Consider the following 19589-nt stretch of genomic DNA (forward strand, 5'->3'; position numbering starts at 1 on the left):
TTGTCCCGCCGAATTCTTACATCAAGACAATATCGTACTGCTCCTGACTCAGATTCGACTCAACCTGCAGTGAAACCGGCTTGCCGATAAAGTCCATCAGCATCGCCAGGTGCTGCGACTCTTCCTCAAGAAATAAATCGATCACCTGCTGCGATGCCACCACGCGAAACTCGCGCGGATTGAACTGACGCGACTCACGCATGATCTCGCGCAACACGTCGTAACAGACGGTGCGCGGCGTCTTCACCTGGCCTTTTCCATCGCAGGTCGGACACGGCTCGCACAACACATGCGCGAGCGATTCACGCGTGCGCTTGCGTGTCATTTCAACCAGCCCCAACTGCGAAAAACCGTTCACCGTCACCCGCGTCCGATCTCGCGACAACGCCTTCTTCAATTCGCTAAGCACCTGGTCGCGATGTTCGACGTTCTCCATATCGATGAAATCGATAATGATGATCCCGCCCAGATTGCGCAACCGCAGTTGCCGGGCAATCGTGTGCGCGGCTTCAAGATTGGTTTTAAAAATTGTATCGTCGAAATTACGGGCACCTACATAACCGCCCGTATTCACGTCGATAGTGGTCATTGCTTCGGTCTGATCGATCATCAGATAACCGCCTGACTTCAGATCGACCCGGCGTGACAACGCCCGCTGAATCTCGGCTTCAATGTTGTACAGGTCGTAAAGCGGCCGCTCGCCAGCATAGTGATGCACACGGGAAGCCACAGCCGGCGTGAACTCGATCGCGAAGTCCGCCAGCATCTGGTAAGTCTCGCGCGAATCGACCTGGATACGCGAGGTATCGTCGTTGACGAAATCGCGCAACACGCGCTGAGCAAGATTGAGATCCTGATGCAGCAGCGAGGTCGGCGCGACCCTCTGCGCCTGCGCGACAATCGTGGTCCATGTCTTGCGCAAATAAGCAACGTCGGCCGCGAGCTCTTCACTCGATGCATCTTCCGCAATAGTGCGGACGATGTACCCGCCTTTTTCGTCAACCGGAAGAACGGCGGTGAGCCGTGCACGGATGGCCTCGCGTTCGGCCTCGCTGGCAATCTTCTGCGAGATCCCGATATGTGGCTCCTGCGGCAGATAGACCAGCGTTCGCCCCGCAATACTCACCTGCGTGGAAAGCCGCGCGCCCTTGGTGCCGATAGGATCCTTGACCACCTGCACCATCAGCGCCTGGCCTTCGAACACGATCTTCTCGATTGGCGTATGCGGCGTGTTCGAATGCGTTTCGCCGGCAATACGCGGGTGCCAGATATCCGCCACGTGCAGGAACGCCGCGCGCTCGAGCCCGATATCGATAAAAGCCGACTGCATGCCGGGCAGCACGCGCACGACCTTGCCGAGATAAACATTGCCTACCCGTCCGCGAGACAACGTGCGCTCGACGTGAAGCTCTTGCACCGCGCCTTGCTGAACGAGGGCAACGCGGGTTTCCTGCGGTGTGACGTTGATCAGGATTTCTTCGTTCATGGACTGTTTAGAAGTCGACGCGCGCCACGCGCAGGAGTGCTGCTGTTTCGAAAAGAGGCAGGCCCATGATACCCGAATAGGACCCCTCGATCCGTTCGATAAACGCCGCAGCGCGTCCCTGAACGCCATATGCACCGGCCTTTCCGAGCGGTTCGCCAGTGGCCGCGTAACGCTGCAGTGCAGCACGCCCGACGGTGGCGAAGCGCACGAGCGAACGCGACAGAACAGGCGTGAGCAGAACGCCGTCGGCGTCGACCACGGCGAGCGCTGTCAGCACCTCGTGATCGCGCCCGGATAGCCGTTCGAGCATCGCGACGGCATGGCACGCATCGTCGGGCTTGCCCATGATCGCGCCATCCAGGGTGACGGTCGTATCGGCAACCAGGATGGGTGCAGCGCGATGACCGCCCTTCAGGCAGCGTGCATATGCCGCTTGCGCCTTTGCCGCGCAAACGCGCAGTACATAAGCGTCGGCTGCCTCGCCGGGCAACTCGGCTTCGAGCGCTTCAGCGTCTTCATCGGGACGCGGCAGCAGCAACTCGAAGCGAACGCCGAGTTGCTGCAACAGTTCTTGCCGCCGGGGACTTTGCGACGCGAGATAAACAAAAGGGAAGCTGGACGATGGCATGTTCGCGGATATTGAAGGTCACGCGCCGTAGCCCCAGGCGCGGTTGTTCAACGCCCCAATGCCACACGTTACGCGCGATGATAGGGATGATTTTGCGTGATGCTCCACGCGCGATAAAGCTGTTCGGCCAGCAGCACGCGGACCATGCCGTGCGGCAGCGTGAGACTTGAAACACGCAGCAGGACTTCGGCACGCGCCTTGACCTGCGGGTCGAGACCGTCGGCGCCGCCGATCACGAACGCCACGTCGCGGCCTTCCTGCTGCCAGTCAGGCAATGCGCCGGCGAGTTGCATGGTGGTCCAGTCACGGCCGCGTTCGTCGAGTGCGACAAGCCGCGCATTCTTGGGCAGCGCCGCCTCGATTCGCAGGCGTTCGGCAGCCATCACGCTCTCGGCGTTACGTCCCGATGAACGCTGTTCGGGTTTGATCTCGCGCAACTCGATGCGCAGCTCGGGCGGCATGCGTTTCGCATACTCGTCGAAGCCGGTCGCGATCCAGTCGGGCATCTTGTGGCCGACCGCAAGGATATGAAGTTTCATGGCGACATTGCAAAGCGCTTTACCCGCACTACGCCCGCGCCGTGATAGCGCGACGTACAGATGCGGCCAGCGTCAGCGACGCGTGGTCTTGCGAGCCGGCTTGGCGGCCGGTTCGTCGTCTTCTTCGTCGTCCGACACGCTCACCTGGGCGCCGCTGAAGCCACCCGAGCTCTGCAGCTTGACCCGCACGGGTTTGTCGCCCCAGACCTCTTCGAGGTTGTAGTACTGGCGCAGCGCCGGTTGGAGGATATGGACGACCGCGTCGCCGCAATCGACCAGCACCCACTCGCCGACTTCCTCGCCTTCGGTGCTGATGACGTCGCCGCCCAGCCCCTTGACCTTGTCGCGCACGCTGTTGGCGAGCGCCTTGGTCTGACGATTCGAGGTGCCGCTCGCGACGATGACACGGTCGAAGAGGGCGGTCAGGTGGGTGGTGTTGAACACCTTGATGTCCTGCGCCTTGACGTCTTCCAGACCGTCGATGATCGCGCGTTGAAGCTTTGTGATTTCCATATTTTTACCGATGGTTTTACCGATGATACAAGTGGTGTTGAACAATATAGTCCCATACGGCGGACGGTACATGACTCTCGGCGTCTCTCTCGCCCGCCGCGTGCGCCCGCAGGCGTTCTCCCAACTGCTCGCGGATCCCGGTCGCCGACACTTCCAGCTCCAGCGCGGAATCAATCAGCAGATGGCCGTGCGGCGTGGCTTGCAGGACCTCAGCCGGGGCGCTGCGCGCGGCAATCTCCACGGCTACGGCGGGAGAAACCGTTGAGACGTCAAATCCTGCACGGGTTTCCACGCACACGTGCGCAAATTCGAACAGGCGTTTCCAGTCGCGCCATGAATCCAGGTGCACGAGCTGGTCGGCGCCGATCAAGAGTGACAGCGACGCGTGCGCACCTTCTCGCGCGCGCCAGCGAGCCAGCGTCTCCACGGTATAGGTCGGGCCGTCGTGATCGATTTCATCGGTGGCGACGATGACTTGCAGCCCTTCTGCATGCAGCGAATCCGCCGCCGCGCGGGTCATGGCAAGCCGATGATGCGCGGCAGTTACATCCTTTTTCTGCCACGGCTGGCCAGCCGGCAACAGCACGAGTTCGGTCAGGTCGAGCAACTCGGCGAAACGGCGTGCAAGGGCCAGATGAGCGTCGTGAATCGGGTCGAACGTGCCGCCCAGCAAACCGACGCGTCGAGCACAAGGGAGGTTCGATTTCAGTGGACGGTCCTCTTCGGGGACAGATTGCAACAGGTGCGGCGTTCAGGTCTCATAGTCTGCAGCTTTCTCGCGGCTTCTTGCGCAGTTCTTTTATAGCCACTCTCGCGCCACCAGGAAATCAGAGTAAAGCCGCGCTTCGGGCGTGTCCTGCTCCGGCTTCCAGTCATAGCGCCACGTTACAGCCGGCGGCATCGACATCAGGATGGACTCCGTTCGGCCGCCGCTTTGCAGCCCAAACAGCGTGCCACGGTCGAAGACGAGGTTGAATTCCACGTAGCGGCCACGCCGGTACGTCTGAAATTCACGCTGCGCTTCGCTGTAAGGCGTGTCGCGCCGGCGTTCGATGATCGGCAGATACGCGGCCAGGAAGCTGTCGCCCACACTGCGCACCATGGCGAACGCTTCGTCGAAGCCGGGTTCCGAGACGTCATCGAAGAAAATCCCGCCGACTCCGCGCGCTTCATTGCGATGCTTGAGATAAAAATACTCATCGCACCATTTCTTGAAACGCGGATACAGATCCGTGCCGAAGGGCGCCAGCGCATCCCGGCACACGCCGTGAAAATGCCGGGCGTCGTCCTCGTAGCCGTAATAAGGCGTGAGGTCCATGCCGCCGCCGAACCAGAACAGCGGGGGCTCCCCCGCTTTTGTCGCGATCAGCAGCCGCACGTTCATGTGCACGGTAGGGCAGTGCGGATTGCGCGGATGCATGACAAGCGACACGCCCATGGCCTCGAAACCACGCCCGGTAAGTTGTGGACGCGCGGCGCTCGCCGAGGCTGGCAAGGCGTCGCCGGCTACATCGGAGAAACCGATGCCGCCACGTTCGAAAAACTGGCCGCCTTCAAGAATCCGCGTGCTGCCGCCCCCGCGCAACCGTTCTTCCGGGCCACGCTGCCAGGAATCGATGAGGAATTCGTTGCCGTCGAACGCCCCAAGCGCCTGCGCGATCTGCTTTTGCAAACCGGTCAGATAAGTGCGGACAGCTTGTACGTCGTAGGTTGGAGCGGACATCGTGGACTGTTTTACGGCTTGCGGGAAAAAGGGCCTGGAGTTGAGCGGAGCCTGGTTTGCTCAAACTTGCCCGGTCCAGTGCGCGTTCTTTCTAAAACGCACTGCCGGACGCGAAGGTCCGGCAGTGCGGTGCTCAATGTGCTGCGTTGTTGCGTTTTCTCGCGACGGTTTCTGGTCACTTGCCTAGTCACTTGCCTAGTCACTTTACCCGGCCACATTGCCAGCGGTTCCGCTTCAGCTCTGGCGTTCTGCCGCTTTACGGTTCAGCGCGCGATAACCAATGTCCCGCCGGTACTGCATGCCGTCAAACGCGATTTGGTTGATCGTATCGTAGACGACGGACTGCGCGCCACGTACCGAGTCCGACAAACCCACGACGCACAGCACCCGTCCGCCCGATGTGCTGAGCTTGCCGTTTTCCAGCGTGGTGCCTGCATGGAAAGTCACGGCTTCCGGCGTCTGCGCAGGAATGCCATTGATCCGGTCACCCTTGCGCGGCGTGTCCGGGTAGTTATGCGCGGCCAGCACGACGCCGAGCGCCGTGCGCCGGTCCCATTCGATCTCCGCTGTCGCGAGCGTGCCGGCGATCGCCAGTTCCACGACCTTCGAGAAATCGCCCTTCAAGCGGGCCATGATTGGCTGCGTTTCCGGGTCACCCATCCGGCAATTGAATTCGAGCGTTTTCGGATTGCCGTGCGCGTCGATCATCAGGCCGGCGTACAGGAAACCGGTGTAGCGGATGCCTTCCTGTTCCATGCCACGCACCGTCGGCAGGATGATTTCGCGCATGACGCGGGCGTGCAGTTGCGGCGTGACGATAGGCGCGGGCGAATAGGCGCCCATGCCGCCGGTGTTCGGGCCCTTGTCGCCGTCGAGCAAACGCTTGTGGTCCTGGCTCGACGCCAACGCCAGCACATGCTTACCGTCCACCATCACGATAAAGCTCGCTTCCTCGCCGTCCAGGAATTCCTCGATCACCACGCGCGCACCGGCGTCGCCCAGTTTGTTGTCGGCGAGCATGGAGTCGACGGCCGCGTGCGCTTCTTCAAGCGTTGTTGCCACGACCACGCCCTTACCGGCCGCGAGCCCGTCAGCCTTGATCACGATAGGCGCGCCTTTCGTGTCCAGATAAGCGTGGGCAGCGGCTATGTCCGTGAACGTTTCGTATTCCGCAGTCGGAATAGCGTGGCGCTTCATGAACGCTTTCGCGAAGTCCTTCGAGCTTTCCAGCTGCGCGGCTTCCTTGGTCGGGCCGAAAATCTTCAGGCCACGTGAGCGGAACAGGTTGACGATACCCGCCGCGAGCGGACCTTCGGGTCCAACCACGGTCAGCGCGATCTGCTCTTTCTCGGCGAAATCGGCGAGTGCGGCAGGATCGGTGATGTCGACATTGAGCAAACGCTCGTCCTGAGCCGTACCGCCGTTACCCGGCGCGACATAAACCATCTGCACGCGCGGCGATTGCGCGAGTTTCCAAGCGAGCGCATGTTCGCGACCGCCGGAACCGACGACGAGTAACTTCATTTAAAACCTCGAAGATCTTAAGAAATGCATGGCGGCAGGAGGGCGGACCGGGTTGAATCGATTTGTACCAATTCGAGCCATTTAAACCAGTCTGCCGCACCTGATCCGCGGATATCTGCTTTGCCGTGCGCCGGCTCTTTGCCCGACGACTGCCGAATTCCCGCCGGGTGCATTGACGCGGGGAAGTGGTTCGCGCCATCACGCGGCTGCGTCACTCGACTTCCCGGCTGTCAATCGCGGCTTCCGGCCAGGTTCGGCGCACCTCAACGACTGTACCTAGCCGGTATTTCAGGCCCATATTTCAGGCCCATATTTCGGGGGACATGGCCGGCGTGGTCCGCCGGCCTGCCTTTCACATAACGCGCCAGCCGGCGGATTTATTCACCCATGACCACCGCATTCGTCTGTGCACGTGTCCGGGCTCCGCTATTCAAACAAACGAATGAAACGCACCCGCTACCCATGCACCAATCGAGCCAGAAACGGGCGCTAGTGTCCAGCGTCCCGCGGGGCACATCCATGCCCGTGCGGGCGTCAGGCAAGCGGGGCAGGCACGGCTTGGCGACGGGCCGGCTCATTTACCTGGCGATCATTCTTCGTCGATGGCTGCGTTGGTGTACACCTCTTGCACGTCGTCCAGATTTTCCAGCGCGTCCAGCAATTTCTGCATTTTCGCCGCGTCCTCGCCGGTGAACTCGACTTCGCTCTGCGGCTTCATGATGACTTCGGCCACTTCCGCCTTGAAGCCCGCAGCTTCCAGCGCGTCTTTCACCTTCTGGAAATCGTTGGCCGGGCAAACCACTTCGATGCTGCCGTCGTCATTGGTCACCACGTCGTCCGCGCCTGCCTCGAGCGCCGCTTCCATCAGCTTGTCTTCGGACGTGCCGGGAGCAAACAGGAACTGGCCGACGTGATCGAACATGAACGCTACCGAGCCGTCCGTGCCCATGTTGCCGCCGAACTTCGAGAACGCGTGGCGGACCTCCGCCACAGTCCGGGTACGGTTGTCCGTCATGGTGTCCACGATGATGGCCGCGCCGCCGATACCGTAGCCCTCGTAGCGAATTTCTTCATACGTCGCGCCGTCGACACCACCCACGCCGCGCTGGATCGCGCGGTTGATGTTGTCCTTGGGCATGTTGGCGTCGTAGGCCTTTTCGACGGAGAGCCGCAGGCGCGGGTTCGTGTCCATTTCTCCGCCGCCCATGCGGGCCGCGACCTGAATTTCCTTGATAAGACGCGTCCAGACCTTGCCACGCTTGGCATCGGTCGCCGCTTTCTTATGCTTGATGTTGGCCCATTTTGAATGACCCGCCATACCTTTCTCCATCGCGCCCGAGTTTTTCTCGCACGCCTGTGTGTCAATAATGCCGCCCTATCCCGAAAACCGAAAAGGCGCTTTTCGACGGCCGGCATCTTATGTTCGCGCTGCATGGTGGCAGGGCTTGAATGGCCGAGCGCGGCACGGCGCACGCCCTGTTTCGGGTTCTGCGGCGCCGGTCCGGTTGCTGATTTCCCCAAATTCACGATTCCGCGAACTCGGACCAACATATCCGCCTACCACGCGCTGCTTGCTAAATGGCGCCAGCCAATCCTGTCAGCCAATCCTGTCAGCCAATCCTGTCAGCTAATCCCGTCAGCTAATCCCGTCAGCTAATCCCGTCAGCTAATCCTGTCCGCCAACCTAATGCACAAACTGCTTATTTGGCGGACCAGAATTTTATCATGGCGCGCCGCTTCGGCAGGTGTCGGCCTTGCTCCGACGGCGCGCACGTCCTTTCAAGTTCCCGTGCCGGCGCTTGGTTTTGTGCTAGTTCTTCGTACCGAATAGCCGGTCGCCGGCGTCGCCCAGGCCGGGGACGATATACGCGTGCTCGTTCAGATGCGAGTCGAGCGAGGCCACGTAGAGCTTCACGTCCGGGTGGGCGTCCGAGAAAACCTTCACGCCTTCGGGCGCCGCAACCAGTGCCACGAAGATGATGTTTTCACCGAGCACCTTGCGCCGTTTCATCACGTCCACGGCATGGACCGCCGAATAGCCGGTTGCGAGCATTGGGTCGCACAGGATGAATACGCGCTCTTCCAGATCGGGCGGCAGGCGCACGAGATATTCGACCGGCCGGTGATCCTCTGCGCGATAGACGCCGATATGGCCGACCCGCGCAGACGGAATCAGGTCGAGCAGCCCGTCCGACATGCCGATACCGGCCCGCAGCACCGGCACGATAGCCAGTTTCTTGCCGGCGATCACGGGCGAGTCTACGGTGACCAGCGGGGTTTCGACACGCTTCGTGGTCAGCGGCAGGTTGCGCGTGATTTCATAACCCATCAACAGCGTGATCTCGCGCAGCAACTCGCGAAACGTTCGCGTTGACGTGTCCTTGTCCCGCATGTGCGTCAGCTTGTGCTGGATCAGCGGGTGGCTGAGGATGAAGAGATTGGGAAAGCGGCTGTCCTGTTTCATGGAATTCGCGCGGTTGCCGCGGCATTAAGTGTGGATTCGGGTGAGTCGGGTGATTCGTTCAATTCTGAAGCCGCGCCGGTTTTGCATGCCTGCGCTCAAGCAATGACGCCAGTTTACCCAAATTAGGCGCGCCTAAAGCGGAGATTGCGGGCGATAGGCCATCCGGTTTATTGCGCGGCCGACGTCCGATCCCTCATTCTTCTAGAATTGCATCACGCGGTCCGCACGAACGGACGGCGAGCCAGGATTCGGCACAAGACTTCATTACCCCGGTTTTAATCGGTTTCCACCGGTTTCAACGCGGGCAACCAGAAAGGGACAGCAATGGACATGGGAATCAAGGGGCGCACGGCGCTCGTGTGCGCGGCCAGCAAGGGTTTGGGGCGCGGTTGTGCCGAGGCGCTGGCGGCCGAGGGCGTCAACCTCGTGATCGTGGCGCGCACGGCGGGACCGCTTGAGGCCACGGCCGAGCATCTTCGTGCAAGCTTTGGTGTGAATGTGACGGCGGTGGCGTGCGACATCACCACGGCTGAAGGCCACGCCGCGGCGCTGGCCGCGTGTCCTGCGCCGGACATTCTCGTGAACAACGCCGGTGGGCCGCCGCCGGGGGATTTCAGGCAATTCTCGCGCGACGACTGGATCAAGGCGCTTGATTCGAACATGCTGACGCCGATCGAACTCATCAAACAGACGCTGGACGGCATGATCGAGCGCGGCTTTGGACGCATTGTGAATATCACGAGTTCGTCGGTGAAGGCGCCTATCGACGTGCTGGGTCTGTCGAACGGTGCCCGTTCAGGGTTGACGGGTTTTGTCGCGGGCTTGTCGCGCAAGGTCGCGGCGACCGGCGTCACGATCAACAACCTGCTGCCGGGCTCCTTCGATACCGACCGGCTCGTCACTACCTTCGAGGCGGACGCGAAGGCGAACAACATTTCCTTTGAAGAGGCCAAGAAGCGCCGCATGAGCCGGCTGCCCGCGGGCCGCTTCGGTACGCCGGAGGAGTTCGGCCGAGCGTGCGCGTATTTGTGCAGCGTCCACGCGGGCTACATCACGGGGCAAAACCTGCTGATCGACGGCGGTGCTTATCCGGGCACGTATTGATCGCCGAATCTCATAAAAATAATCCTATAAAACATCATAACCGGGAGACATTCGATGAACCCACGCGTCGCGCTGATTGCGCACGACATGAAGAAAGATGACATCGTGGCGCTGGCCGGCGAATTTGCGGCCACGCTGGCACAGTGCCGGTTGGTGGCGACCGGCACGACCGGTGCGCGCATTGCTGCAGCCCATGGTCTGGAGGTCGAGCGCAAGCTCTCCGGACCGTTCGGCGGCGACCTGCAGATTGGCGCTGAACTGGCAGAGGGGAAGGTTGACGTGGTGGTTTTCCTGCGCGACCCCATGACACCGCAGCCGCACGAGCCGGACATCAATGCGCTGGTACGCGCGTGCGACGTTCACAACGTGGCGTGCGCGACGAATCTCGCGACAGCACGCATGATTCTCGATGATCTGAAGCTACGCCTGGACCGGGTTTAGGCCGCGCTGAATAGTGACTGGTGACCGGCTGACGCCGGCAAAAGGAGACAAGGGTGACAAAGGCAATTCGATTCGATAAAACCGGTGGTCCGGAAGTGATGAAATGGGTCGACGTCGAAGTGGGCGAGCCGGGCAAGGGCGAGATCCGCGTGAAACATCATGCGGTCGGCTTGAATTTCATCGACGTGTACTTTCGTACCGGGCTATACCCCATGCCGCTGCCGGGTGGACTCGGCATGGAAGCGGCCGGCGAGGTAACTGCGCTCGGCGAAGGCGTGACAGGTTTCAAGGTGGGCGACCGGGTGGCTTACGCATCGCGGCCGCCGGGCGCTTATGCGCAGGAACGGGTCATGTCGGCGCAGTATGTCGTGCCCCTTCCCGATTCCATAGCGTACGAGGATGCGGCGTCGGTGATGTTGCAGGGTCTGACCGCGCAATATCTGTTGCGACGGACGTATCGCGTGAAAGCCGGCGATACGATCCTGATCCACGCGGCGGCGGGGGGCGTAGGCATGCTCGCGTGCCAGTGGGCGAAGGCGCTTGGTGCGACGGTGATCGGTACGGTTGGATCGGACGAGAAGGCCGAACTCGCGAAGGCACACGGCTGCGATCATCCGATCGTCTATACCCGCGAGGATTTCACGAAGCGGGTGCGCGAGATCACGAACGGCGCAGGCGTGCCGGTGGTCTACGACTCAATCGGCAAGGACACCTATACGGCATCACTCGACTGCCTCGCACCTTTGGGTATGTTCGTGAGTTTCGGCAATACATCGGGGCCGTTGCCACCCATCGATTCGTCCGAGTTCGCCGGGCGTGGTTCGCTGTATTTCACACGGCCCACGTTGTTCAGCTATATCGCCAAACGCAGCGATCTCGAGGAGATGACGGGTGAACTGTTCAATGTGTTGAGTACAGGCCAGGTCAAGACGAGCGTGCGGCAGCGGTATCCGCTGGCCGAAGCGGCAAAGGCGCACGAAGAGTTGGAGGCGCGCCGAACCACGGGATCGACAATTTTCCTGCCCTGATAAAAGCGCGAGGGAACGGACAGGGCGGATGCGGCATTCTTTCGTGCCGCGTCGTCGATTGCGGTTACGGCGAATGCAGGTGAATGGAAGTAGTCAGCGCATCACTCGACGCAGAGGACCGTTTGCGATCCGCGTTATTCAAGTGTCGGCTGTAAGACCACCGCCACAAAGCGTCGCTGCGAAGGTCTTGCGCAGCGCCATTTACACAATCTTTACGTCCGTATCCCGATCTTTGACCCGCCTTTTACGTGGGCGCGCTTAATGTTCGGGCCATCGTTCAGCACTTGGGGAAAATACCCGGCAGCAGACCCAGTATCGGCCTCGATGCCGGAGACAAGAACCCTACCGGCTCGTCATACCAGGAAAGCCGCGTGCCAGTATGTTGATGTTGAAACGAAGAAACCGAACCTCGCCTCGGATGCGATTGCTCCAAAAAGCTAAAAAATGAACCGCCCAAACCCAGACGAGCTGCTCGGAAAACTACAAAGAGAGGAAGAGAAGCGTCATCGCGGACGGCTGAAGATATTTTTCGGCGCATCGGCGGGGGTGGGCAAGACCTACGCCATGCTGCTTGCGGCGCGCAGCAGGAAGCAGCAGGGCGACGACGTAGTCATCGGCATAGTGGAAACGCATGGCAGAAGCGAAACCGCCGCGTTACTGGAAGACCTCGAGCAACTGCCGCTGGCGAACATGCTGTATCGGGGTCATGCGCTCCAGGAGTTCGATCTCGACGCAGCGCTTGAGCGCCATCCGCAGCTTCTGCTTGTCGATGAACTTGCCCACTCTAACGTCCCTGGCGCACGTCATCTGAAACGCTGGCAAGACGTGCATGAACTGCTTGACGCGGGCATTGACGTCTACACCACGGTCAATGTCCAGCATCTGGAAAGCCTGAACGACATCGTTGGCCAGATCACTCAGATCCGCGTGTTCGAGACGGTGCCGGACCGCTTGCTGGATCAGGCCGATGAAGTCACGCTAGTCGATCTTCCGCCCGAGGAACTGCTGGAACGGCTGCGCCACGGTAAGGTCTACATGCCGCAGCAGGCGGAACACGCAGTCCGCAATTTCTTTCGCAAGGGCAACCTGATCGCGCTACGTGAACTGGCGCTGCGGCGCACAGCGGATCGCGTCGATGCCCAGATGCGCGAATACCGCGCGGATCGTTCTATCGACAGGATCTGGCAGGCGCGCGACCGGCTGGTGGTGTGCATCGGGCCGGGACCGGAGGCCCCTACGCTCGCTCGCGCGGCGGCAAGGCTAGCCGCAAGCCTGCGCTCGGACTGGATCGCGGTCTATGTTGAAACGCCGCGGCTGCAAAAACTTTCTGATGCGCGCCGTGAACGCACGCTTGCCGCGCTCAAGCTCGCCGCTGAACTGGGCGCCGAGACGGTGACGCTAGCCGGTGACGATGCAGTCGCGACGTTGATTGGGTATGCGCAGGCGCGCAACGCGTCGAAGCTGGTGGCGGGTGCATCGAAACATCGCGGTATCGCACGGTGGTTGAAACGGTCGTTTGGAGAGCAATTGGCGGAACACGCGGGCGATCTCGATCTCACGCTGATTCGAGCACGGGAGAGCGACCTGAGCGACGCAAGCGGCTTGGGTGTCCAAAGCGGATCGACGCCTGAAGAAGCGCAGACCGCACCCGACTGGCACGACGCGCTGAGTGCCGCGCACGAGCAGCGCTCGGCGCCGCGGGGCTACGCGTACGCCATCGCGATCTGCGCGGTTATCACGCTGCTCGCGAGCCAGATCCGGGATCATTTCGATCTCACGAACCTCGTGATGTTTTATCTGATCGGCGTGATTTATGCAGCGGCGCGTATTGGCCGTGGTCCGGGCGTCCTGCTGTCGTTCCTCAGCGTCGCGGCCTTCGACTTCTTCTTCGTGCCGCCGCGCATGTCGCTGTCCGTCTCCGATACCCAATATCTGCTGACGTTCGCCGGCATGCTGCTGACGTCGCTGGTGATCAGCCACCTCACGTCGAGCTTGCGGCGCGAGGCGCGGGTTGCGTCGAAGCGTGAGCGGCGTACGGGTGCGATGTATGCAATGGCTGGCGAACTCGGCGCGGCGCTGGCGACCGAGCAGATCGTGGGTATCGGCATGCGGCATGTAAGCGAAGTATTTCGCGCGAAAGTCGCGATGCTCCTGCCCGATTCCAGCGACAAAGTTCGCCAGAAACTCGATCCATCGGATACGTCCACGGCTGCGCTGCTGCTTGATGCAAGCGCGCTGGATCTCGATGTTGGCCAATGGGTCTACGACCAGCAGAAGCCGGCCGGTCACGGCACGGACACGCTGCCTGCCGCGGCCGCGCTCTATCTGCCGCTCAAGGCGCCGATGCGCACGCGCGGCGTGCTCGCGGTCGTCACGCGCAACGCTCGCGAACTCGATGTCCCCGAACAAAAGCGCATGCTCGACGCATTCGCCGCGCAGATCGCGCTGGCGCTCGAACGGGTGCATTACGTGGAGATTGCACGCGACGCGCTGGTGAGCATGGAGTCCGAGCGCCTGCGCAATTCGCTGCTGTCTGCCATCTCGCACGATTTGCGCACGCCGCTCACGACCATCGTTGGTTTTGCATCCATGCTCGCAGAAACGCGCGGTGACGCCCGCTCACCGGCCAATGCCGAATTGATCGCGGCAATCCATGATGAATCGCTGCGCATGACCAGCATTGTCACGAACTTGCTGGACATGGCGCGCTTGCAGGCAGGCGGTCTGCGGCTGAACCGGCAATGGTCGCTCCTTGAAGAGACGGTCGGCGCGGCGTTGCGGGCATGTCGGCGCGTTTTGAACGGCCGCCCGGTCGAAGTGCATCTGCCCGCCGATCTGCCGTTCCTGCAACTCGATGCCGTGCTGATGGAGCGGCTCTTCTCGAACCTGCTTGAGAACGCCGCGAAATATACGCCGCCGGGTTCGAAGCTCGTCATTGGCGCGGAGAGTCTGGATGTGGATGGCAAGCCTTTCGTGCGTGTTTATATCGACGATAACGGTCCGGGTTTGCCCGCGAACATGGAAGACCGCGTGTTCGAGAAATTTACGCGTGGCGAGAAGGAGTCGGCGAAGCCGGGCATCGGGCTCGGGCTCTCGATTTGCCGCGCGATCGTGCAGGCGCACGGCGGTACAATCGGCGCGAATAACCGGCTGGACGAGCGTCTTGCGGACCCGCAGGTCCTGGGTGCGCGTTTCTGGTTCACCTTGCCCGTGGATGCAGCACCGCCTGTGCCCAGTTTCTCCGACGAAGCCGAACAGGACTTCGTCGATTTTTCCCCGCCGGACCTAAAGCACCATGAAGCCCCATGAGCGAACCTAACCTCACTGTTGTGTTGATCGAGGACGAAAAGCAGATTCGCCGCTTTGTGCGCGCGTCGCTCGAGGCCGAGGGCATTACCGTGCACGAGGCGGAAACGGGCAAGCAGGGGCTGGTGGAGGCGGCAACGCGCAAGCCAGATCTTGTGATTGTCGATCTCGGTCTGCCCGATACCGACGGTCTCGACGTGATCCGCGAACTGCGAAGCTGGACGGAATTGCCGGTGATCGTGTTGTCGGCGCGTACGCAGGAGGAGGAGAAGGTCGCGGCGCTGGATGCGGGAGCCGACGATTACCTGACCAAGCCGTTTGGCGTATCGGAACTGATGGCGCGGATTCGCGCGCATTTGCGGCGTCGCAATCAGGCGGCGTCGAGTGAATCGCCCTTGGTGAAATTCGGCGACGTCGCCATTGATCTTGGCCTGCGCCAGGTCACGCGGGCGGGCGCGCCCGTGCACTTGACGCCGATCGAATACCGGTTGCTCTCAACGCTGGTTCGACATGCAGGCCGCGTGTTGACGCATCGCCAGTTACTGCGCGAAGTGTGGGGGCCGTCGCACGTGGAAAGCCACCACTACCTGCGCATTTACATGGCGCACCTGCGGCAGAAACTTGAACGCGATGCCGCGCAGCCGGAGCATATCGTCACTGAAACCGGCGTGGGTTATCGGTTGATCGGGGCTGTCTGAACTGCGTCGAGCACATCGTCTATTGGCACGTCCCCGCCGACAAATCCAATCACCTCGTCGCGCACATCGCGTTTGATGCACGCCACTGCGATGCGTGCAACGTCGTCGCGTGAAACGGGTGCTGCATCTGCGCAGCGTTCGGTGGAGAGCGCGATTGTGCCGCGGCCGATGTCATCGCAGAGTGGTCCTGGTCGCAAGATTACGTACGGAACGCCGCTTGCCTGGACATAGTCATCGGCTTCGCGCTTCATTTTCGAGTAGTGCTTGAGCGCGAGCGGGTTGGATTTCGGCCAGTATGCGGAGATCGCGCTGATGACCACCAGTTGTTTTGTCCGGCGGCGTTTCGCGTAGTCGGCGGTGCGTTGCACGGCGTCGCGATCGATTGCGCGCTCCTCGTTCACACCTTCGTTTTCTGCCGATCCCGCAGCGTAGATCACGTGCGTGATGTCGTCCAAGGCGTGGGAGAAATCGTGTGTCAGGTCGCCGAGTACTATCTCGGCGCCCAGAGCGGCGAACTCACCACGGTGAGCCGATTTGCGCAGCAGGACTTTGAAGGGCAGGGATGCAGCGCGGAGTTGCCGGGCAATGTGGCGGCCGGTTCGGCCGTGCGCGCCAATGAGCAGGACTTTCATTGCTGGTTCGCTCCTTCTGTCTGTGAACAGGAGCTAAAACGGTAAGCGATTTTGGTAATCAATGCACGGGGAAGGGCGTCGGTATGCGGGTTTTCACCGGCGTTTGGGAACAGGATTGGTGCCCCGATCGCTGATCCGGGATCCTCTCCTCCCGCGCCACCCTTCGGTGCGAGTCAAATCCCTTATTTAATGACTTGAGCCGGCCCTGTCTGCCCCCTGCGCGCACGCCTCTCTTCCGACCAAATCCGGATCCGGTCCATATAAAGGTAAACCACCGGTGTTGTGTAGAGCGTCAGCAACTGACTCACGATCAACCCGCCCACAATCGCGATCCCAAGCGGTGCACGCATTTCCGATCCTTCGCCAGTCCCGAACGCCAACGGCAACGCACCCAACAACGCCGCAGCGGTCGTCATCATGATCGGCCGGAAACGCAGCAAACACGCTTGCTCAATCGCCTCGCGCGATGTCGCAGCCCCATGTCGCTGCGCCTGGATCGCAAAGTCGACCATCATGATCGCGTTCTTCTTAACAATGCCGATCAGCAAGATCACCCCGATCAACGCAATGATGCTGAACTCCGTTCGGAACAGCAGCAGTGCAAGCAACGCGCCAATTCCCGCCGAGGGGAGTGTCGAGAGAATCGTGATCGGATGGATGTAACTCTCGTACAAAATCCCAAGCACGATATACACCGCAGCAAGCGCGGCCAGGATCAGGATCGGCTGGTCCTTGGTGGAATCCTGGAACTGCTGCGCAGTGCCCGCAAAACTGCCGTGAATCGTGCTGGGTACACCTATGGTTGCCATGGTTTCGTAGATGGCGGCGGTGGCATCCGACAGTGACTTGCCGGGCGGCAGGTTGAACGAGATCGTCGACGCCACGAACTGGCTTTGGTGATTCACCGACAACGGCGTGTTGCCCGGCCCGAACTTGGCAATGGCCGAGAGCGGGATCATGGTCTCCTGCGAGGTCGACACAGCCGCGCCGGACGACGAACTGGACTTGCCGCTCGCGGCAATGGCGTTGGTCGCGGCATTGCGGATGGATGCCAGCGCCAGTGCGCTGGTCGCGGCAGTTGCCGAAGCGCTGCTGCTCGAACTTGTGGACGTCGATGTTGAGGTTGACTTCGGCGTAGTCGTGGTTGCGTTCGTCGATGCCGCCCCGCTCGCGGTTCCACCCGACGTGCTCACATATATCTGCTTGAGCATCTCCGGGTCTTGCCAGTATTTCGGCGCGACTTCCATCACCACGTGGTATTGGCTCAACTCGTTGTAGATGGTGGACACCTGGCGCTGGCCGAACGCATCGTAGAGCGTATTGTCGATCTGCGCCGGCTGAATGCCCAGGCGCGCGGACGTCGCCCGGTCGATGGTCACGAACGACTCCAGGCCGCCCTGCTGCTGGTCCGAATTGACGTCGGCGAGTTCGGGACGGGTGAGCAGGGCGTCGGTGAGCTTCGGCCCCCACGTGTAGAGGTCGGTGGTGGAATCAGCTAGCAGCGTGAACTGATATTGCGCATTCGATTGCCGTCCGCCCGCTCGTATGTCCTGCACGGCTGGCAGAAAGGTTCGCACGCCCGCGACGTCGGACAGCGGCGCGCGCAGGCGCTGGATCACCTCTTCGGCCGACACCTTGCGGTCCTTCTTGGCCTTCAGCGAGATGAACATGAAGCCCGAGTTGGTCTGCCGTCCACCCGTGAAACCGGCGACGCTTTCCACAGCCGGATCGGCTTGCACGATCCGCATCATCTCCGAAAACTTGCCTTTCATCGCCTGGAAGGAGGTGCTCTGGTCAGCCTGAATGCCGCCCACAAGGCGCCCCGTATCCTGCTGCGGGAAAAATCCCTTTGGCACGATGATGTACAGATACACATTCAACCCGATGGTTGCGAGCAACACCAGCAACACGATCCTCGGATGCGCAAGCGCCACGCCGAGTGTTCGTGCATAGCCGTTCTGCATCCGCACGAACTGGCGTTCGAGCCAACGGGAAATCCGGCCGGGCTGCTTTTGTTCGTGCGGTTCATGCAGCAAACGCGCGCACATCATGGGCGTGACGGTCAACGAGACAACCAGCGAGACGGCGATAGCCAACGACAACGTCAACGCGAATTCGCGGAACAACCGCCCGACAATGCCGCCCATCAGCAAGATAGGAAGAAACACGGCCACGAGCGAAATGCTCATCGACAGCACCGTAAAACCTACCTCCTGCGCGCCAAGAATGGCGGCCTTCATGCGCGGAACGCCGTTCTCTATGTGCCGCGAGATATTTTCAAGCACGACAATGGCGTCGTCGACCACGAACCCTGTCGCAATGGTCAAGGCCATCAGCGAGAGGTTGTCGAGCGAGAACCCGAGCAAGTACATCGCGGCGAAGGTGCCGATGATCGAGATCGGCACGGCCACGCTTGGAATCAGCGTCGCACGCCAGTTGCGCAGGAACAGGAACACGACCATCACGACCAGCGCCACCGCGACAATCAGCGTGAACTCCGTATCGTGCAGCGACGCGCGGATCGTGGTCGCGCGATCGGAGGTCGGCGTGATCTCGACGTCGGCCGGGAGCGCGGCCTGGAGTTGCGGCACCATCGCTTTCACGCGGTCGATGGTGTCGATAATGTTCGCGCCCGGCTGCCGGTAAAGAATCACGAGCACGGCGCGCTTGCCGTTGATCAGGCCCAGGTTGCGCAGGTCCTCGACCGAATCGACGACTTCACCTACGTCTCGCAGATGCACCGGCGCGCCATTCCGGTAAGCCACCACCAGGTCGCGATACTGGTCGGCCTTGCTCGCCTGGTCATTCGTATAAAGCTGGAAATGGGTGCCGTTGAACTCGATGGCGCCCTTCGGACTGTTCGCATTCGCCGACGCCAGCGCCGCACGAACGTCCTCCAGCCCGATGCCGTAGTGGAACAGCGCGTTCGGTTCCAGTTCTACTCGCACCGCCGGATTCGCCGAGCCGCTCACGTCCACTTCGCCCACACCGGGCACGGTGGAGAGCGTTTGCTGCAGCACGGTCGCGGCCGAATCGTAGAGCGAACCAGCCGTACGAGTGGGGGAGGACAACGCGAGGATCAGGATCGGCGCGTCGGCGGGGTTGACCTTGTGATATGTCGGATTGCTTTTCAGCGCCGTGGGCAGATCGGCGCGTGACGCGTTGATGGCGGCCTGCACGTCGCGCGCGGCGCCGTCGATGTCGCGGTTTAACCCAAATTGCAACGTGATCCGCGCCGAGCCGACCGAGCTTTGCGACGTCATTTCGGTGACGTCGGCGATGGAACCCAGATGGCGCTCCAGCGGACTCGCCACGCTGGTGGCGACGGTTTCCGGACTTGCGCCAGGCAAGCTCGCCTGGACCGAAATAGTCGGGAAATCGACTTGCGGCAACGGCGCGACCGGCAGCTTGGTGAACGCGAACAGGCCGGCAAGCGCAATGCCGATAGCCAGCAGCGTGGTAGCGACGGGGCGCGCGATGAACGGTTGCGACAGGTTCATGCG

At 61.3% G+C, this 19589-nt stretch carries 16 protein-coding genes; 5 read left to right on the forward strand and 11 right to left on the reverse strand.

Annotated elements, in window-relative coordinates:
* Positions 1 to 16 precede the first annotated feature (16 nt).
* From rng to upp, 9 genes are all read right to left on the reverse strand, one after another.
* Entirely contained in the window at positions 17 to 1486 is a 1470-nt protein-coding gene (gene rng / locus BSU04_RS11440; protein WP_089160710.1) for a ribonuclease G, read from the reverse strand.
* Positions 1487 to 1493: 7 nt separating this feature from the next.
* Complete coding sequence (locus tag BSU04_RS11445) at positions 1494 to 2114, reverse strand: Maf family protein (RefSeq protein WP_089160711.1); 621 nt, start codon at positions 2112 to 2114, stop codon at positions 1494 to 1496.
* 68 nt (positions 2115 to 2182) lie between these two features.
* Entirely contained in the window at positions 2183 to 2653 is a 471-nt protein-coding gene (gene rlmH / locus BSU04_RS11450) for a 23S rRNA (pseudouridine(1915)-N(3))-methyltransferase RlmH (protein ID WP_047896334.1), read from the reverse strand.
* Positions 2654 to 2725: 72 nt separating this feature from the next.
* Positions 2726 to 3166 (reverse strand): ribosome silencing factor, encoded by a 441-nt coding sequence (rsfS, locus tag BSU04_RS11455; RefSeq protein ID WP_089160712.1) that lies wholly within the window; start codon positions 3164 to 3166, stop codon positions 2726 to 2728.
* A gap of 16 nt (positions 3167 to 3182) precedes the next feature.
* Entirely contained in the window at positions 3183 to 3908 is a 726-nt protein-coding gene (locus BSU04_RS11460) for a nicotinate-nucleotide adenylyltransferase (RefSeq protein WP_089160713.1), read from the reverse strand.
* A 57-nt stretch (positions 3909 to 3965) separates the two neighbouring features.
* The gene (gene hemF, locus BSU04_RS11465) at positions 3966 to 4889 is read right to left on the reverse strand and encodes an oxygen-dependent coproporphyrinogen oxidase (protein WP_089160714.1); all 924 of its coding nucleotides are present in this window, start codon (positions 4887 to 4889) and stop codon (positions 3966 to 3968) included.
* A 234-nt stretch (positions 4890 to 5123) separates the two neighbouring features.
* A complete protein-coding gene (purD, locus tag BSU04_RS11470; RefSeq protein ID WP_089160715.1) occupies positions 5124 to 6413 on the reverse strand; it encodes a phosphoribosylamine--glycine ligase in 1290 nt (429 codons plus the stop codon).
* Between the two features lie 589 nt (positions 6414 to 7002).
* Positions 7003 to 7731 (reverse strand): YebC/PmpR family DNA-binding transcriptional regulator, encoded by a 729-nt coding sequence (locus BSU04_RS11475; RefSeq protein WP_089160716.1) that lies wholly within the window; start codon positions 7729 to 7731, stop codon positions 7003 to 7005.
* Between the two features lie 492 nt (positions 7732 to 8223).
* Entirely contained in the window at positions 8224 to 8877 is a 654-nt protein-coding gene (upp, locus tag BSU04_RS11480; RefSeq protein ID WP_089160717.1) for a uracil phosphoribosyltransferase, read from the reverse strand.
* Between the two features lie 324 nt (positions 8878 to 9201).
* On the opposite strand from upp, the gene BSU04_RS11485 reads away from it, so the two are divergent.
* From BSU04_RS11485 to kdpE, 5 genes are all read left to right on the forward strand, one after another.
* Complete coding sequence (locus BSU04_RS11485) at positions 9202 to 9981, forward strand: SDR family oxidoreductase (RefSeq protein WP_089160718.1); 780 nt, start codon at positions 9202 to 9204, stop codon at positions 9979 to 9981.
* A 54-nt stretch (positions 9982 to 10035) separates the two neighbouring features.
* Positions 10036 to 10422, forward strand: a complete 387-nt coding sequence (locus tag BSU04_RS11490; protein WP_089160719.1) for a methylglyoxal synthase — start codon at positions 10036 to 10038, stop codon at positions 10420 to 10422.
* A 53-nt stretch (positions 10423 to 10475) separates the two neighbouring features.
* Positions 10476 to 11450 (forward strand): quinone oxidoreductase family protein, encoded by a 975-nt coding sequence (locus tag BSU04_RS11495; protein WP_089160720.1) that lies wholly within the window; start codon positions 10476 to 10478, stop codon positions 11448 to 11450.
* A 444-nt stretch (positions 11451 to 11894) separates the two neighbouring features.
* Positions 11895 to 14759, forward strand: coding sequence for a sensor histidine kinase (locus BSU04_RS11500; RefSeq protein ID WP_089160721.1), 2865 nt, complete (start codon positions 11895 to 11897; stop codon positions 14757 to 14759).
* Entirely contained in the window at positions 14756 to 15454 is a 699-nt protein-coding gene (gene kdpE, locus BSU04_RS11505; protein WP_089160722.1) for a two-component system response regulator KdpE, read from the forward strand. Before BSU04_RS11500 ends, kdpE begins: the two co-directional genes overlap by 4 nt.
* Here kdpE and BSU04_RS11510 read toward each other — a convergent pair.
* Together BSU04_RS11510 and BSU04_RS11515 are read right to left on the reverse strand one after the other, a co-directional pair.
* Positions 15430 to 16086, reverse strand: a complete 657-nt coding sequence (locus BSU04_RS11510; protein ID WP_089160723.1) for an SDR family oxidoreductase — start codon at positions 16084 to 16086, stop codon at positions 15430 to 15432. The two genes, kdpE and BSU04_RS11510, sit on opposite strands and share 25 nt — an antisense overlap.
* A 182-nt stretch (positions 16087 to 16268) precedes the next feature.
* Positions 16269 to 19586: an efflux RND transporter permease subunit gene (locus BSU04_RS11515; protein ID WP_089160724.1), complete on the reverse strand. Its 3318-nt coding sequence runs from the start codon at positions 19584 to 19586 to the stop codon at positions 16269 to 16271.
* Between the last annotated feature and the right edge of the window lie 3 nt (positions 19587 to 19589).

It is taken from the genome of Caballeronia sordidicola (assembly GCF_002220365.1).
Lineage (GTDB): Bacteria > Pseudomonadota > Gammaproteobacteria > Burkholderiales > Burkholderiaceae > Caballeronia > Caballeronia sordidicola_C.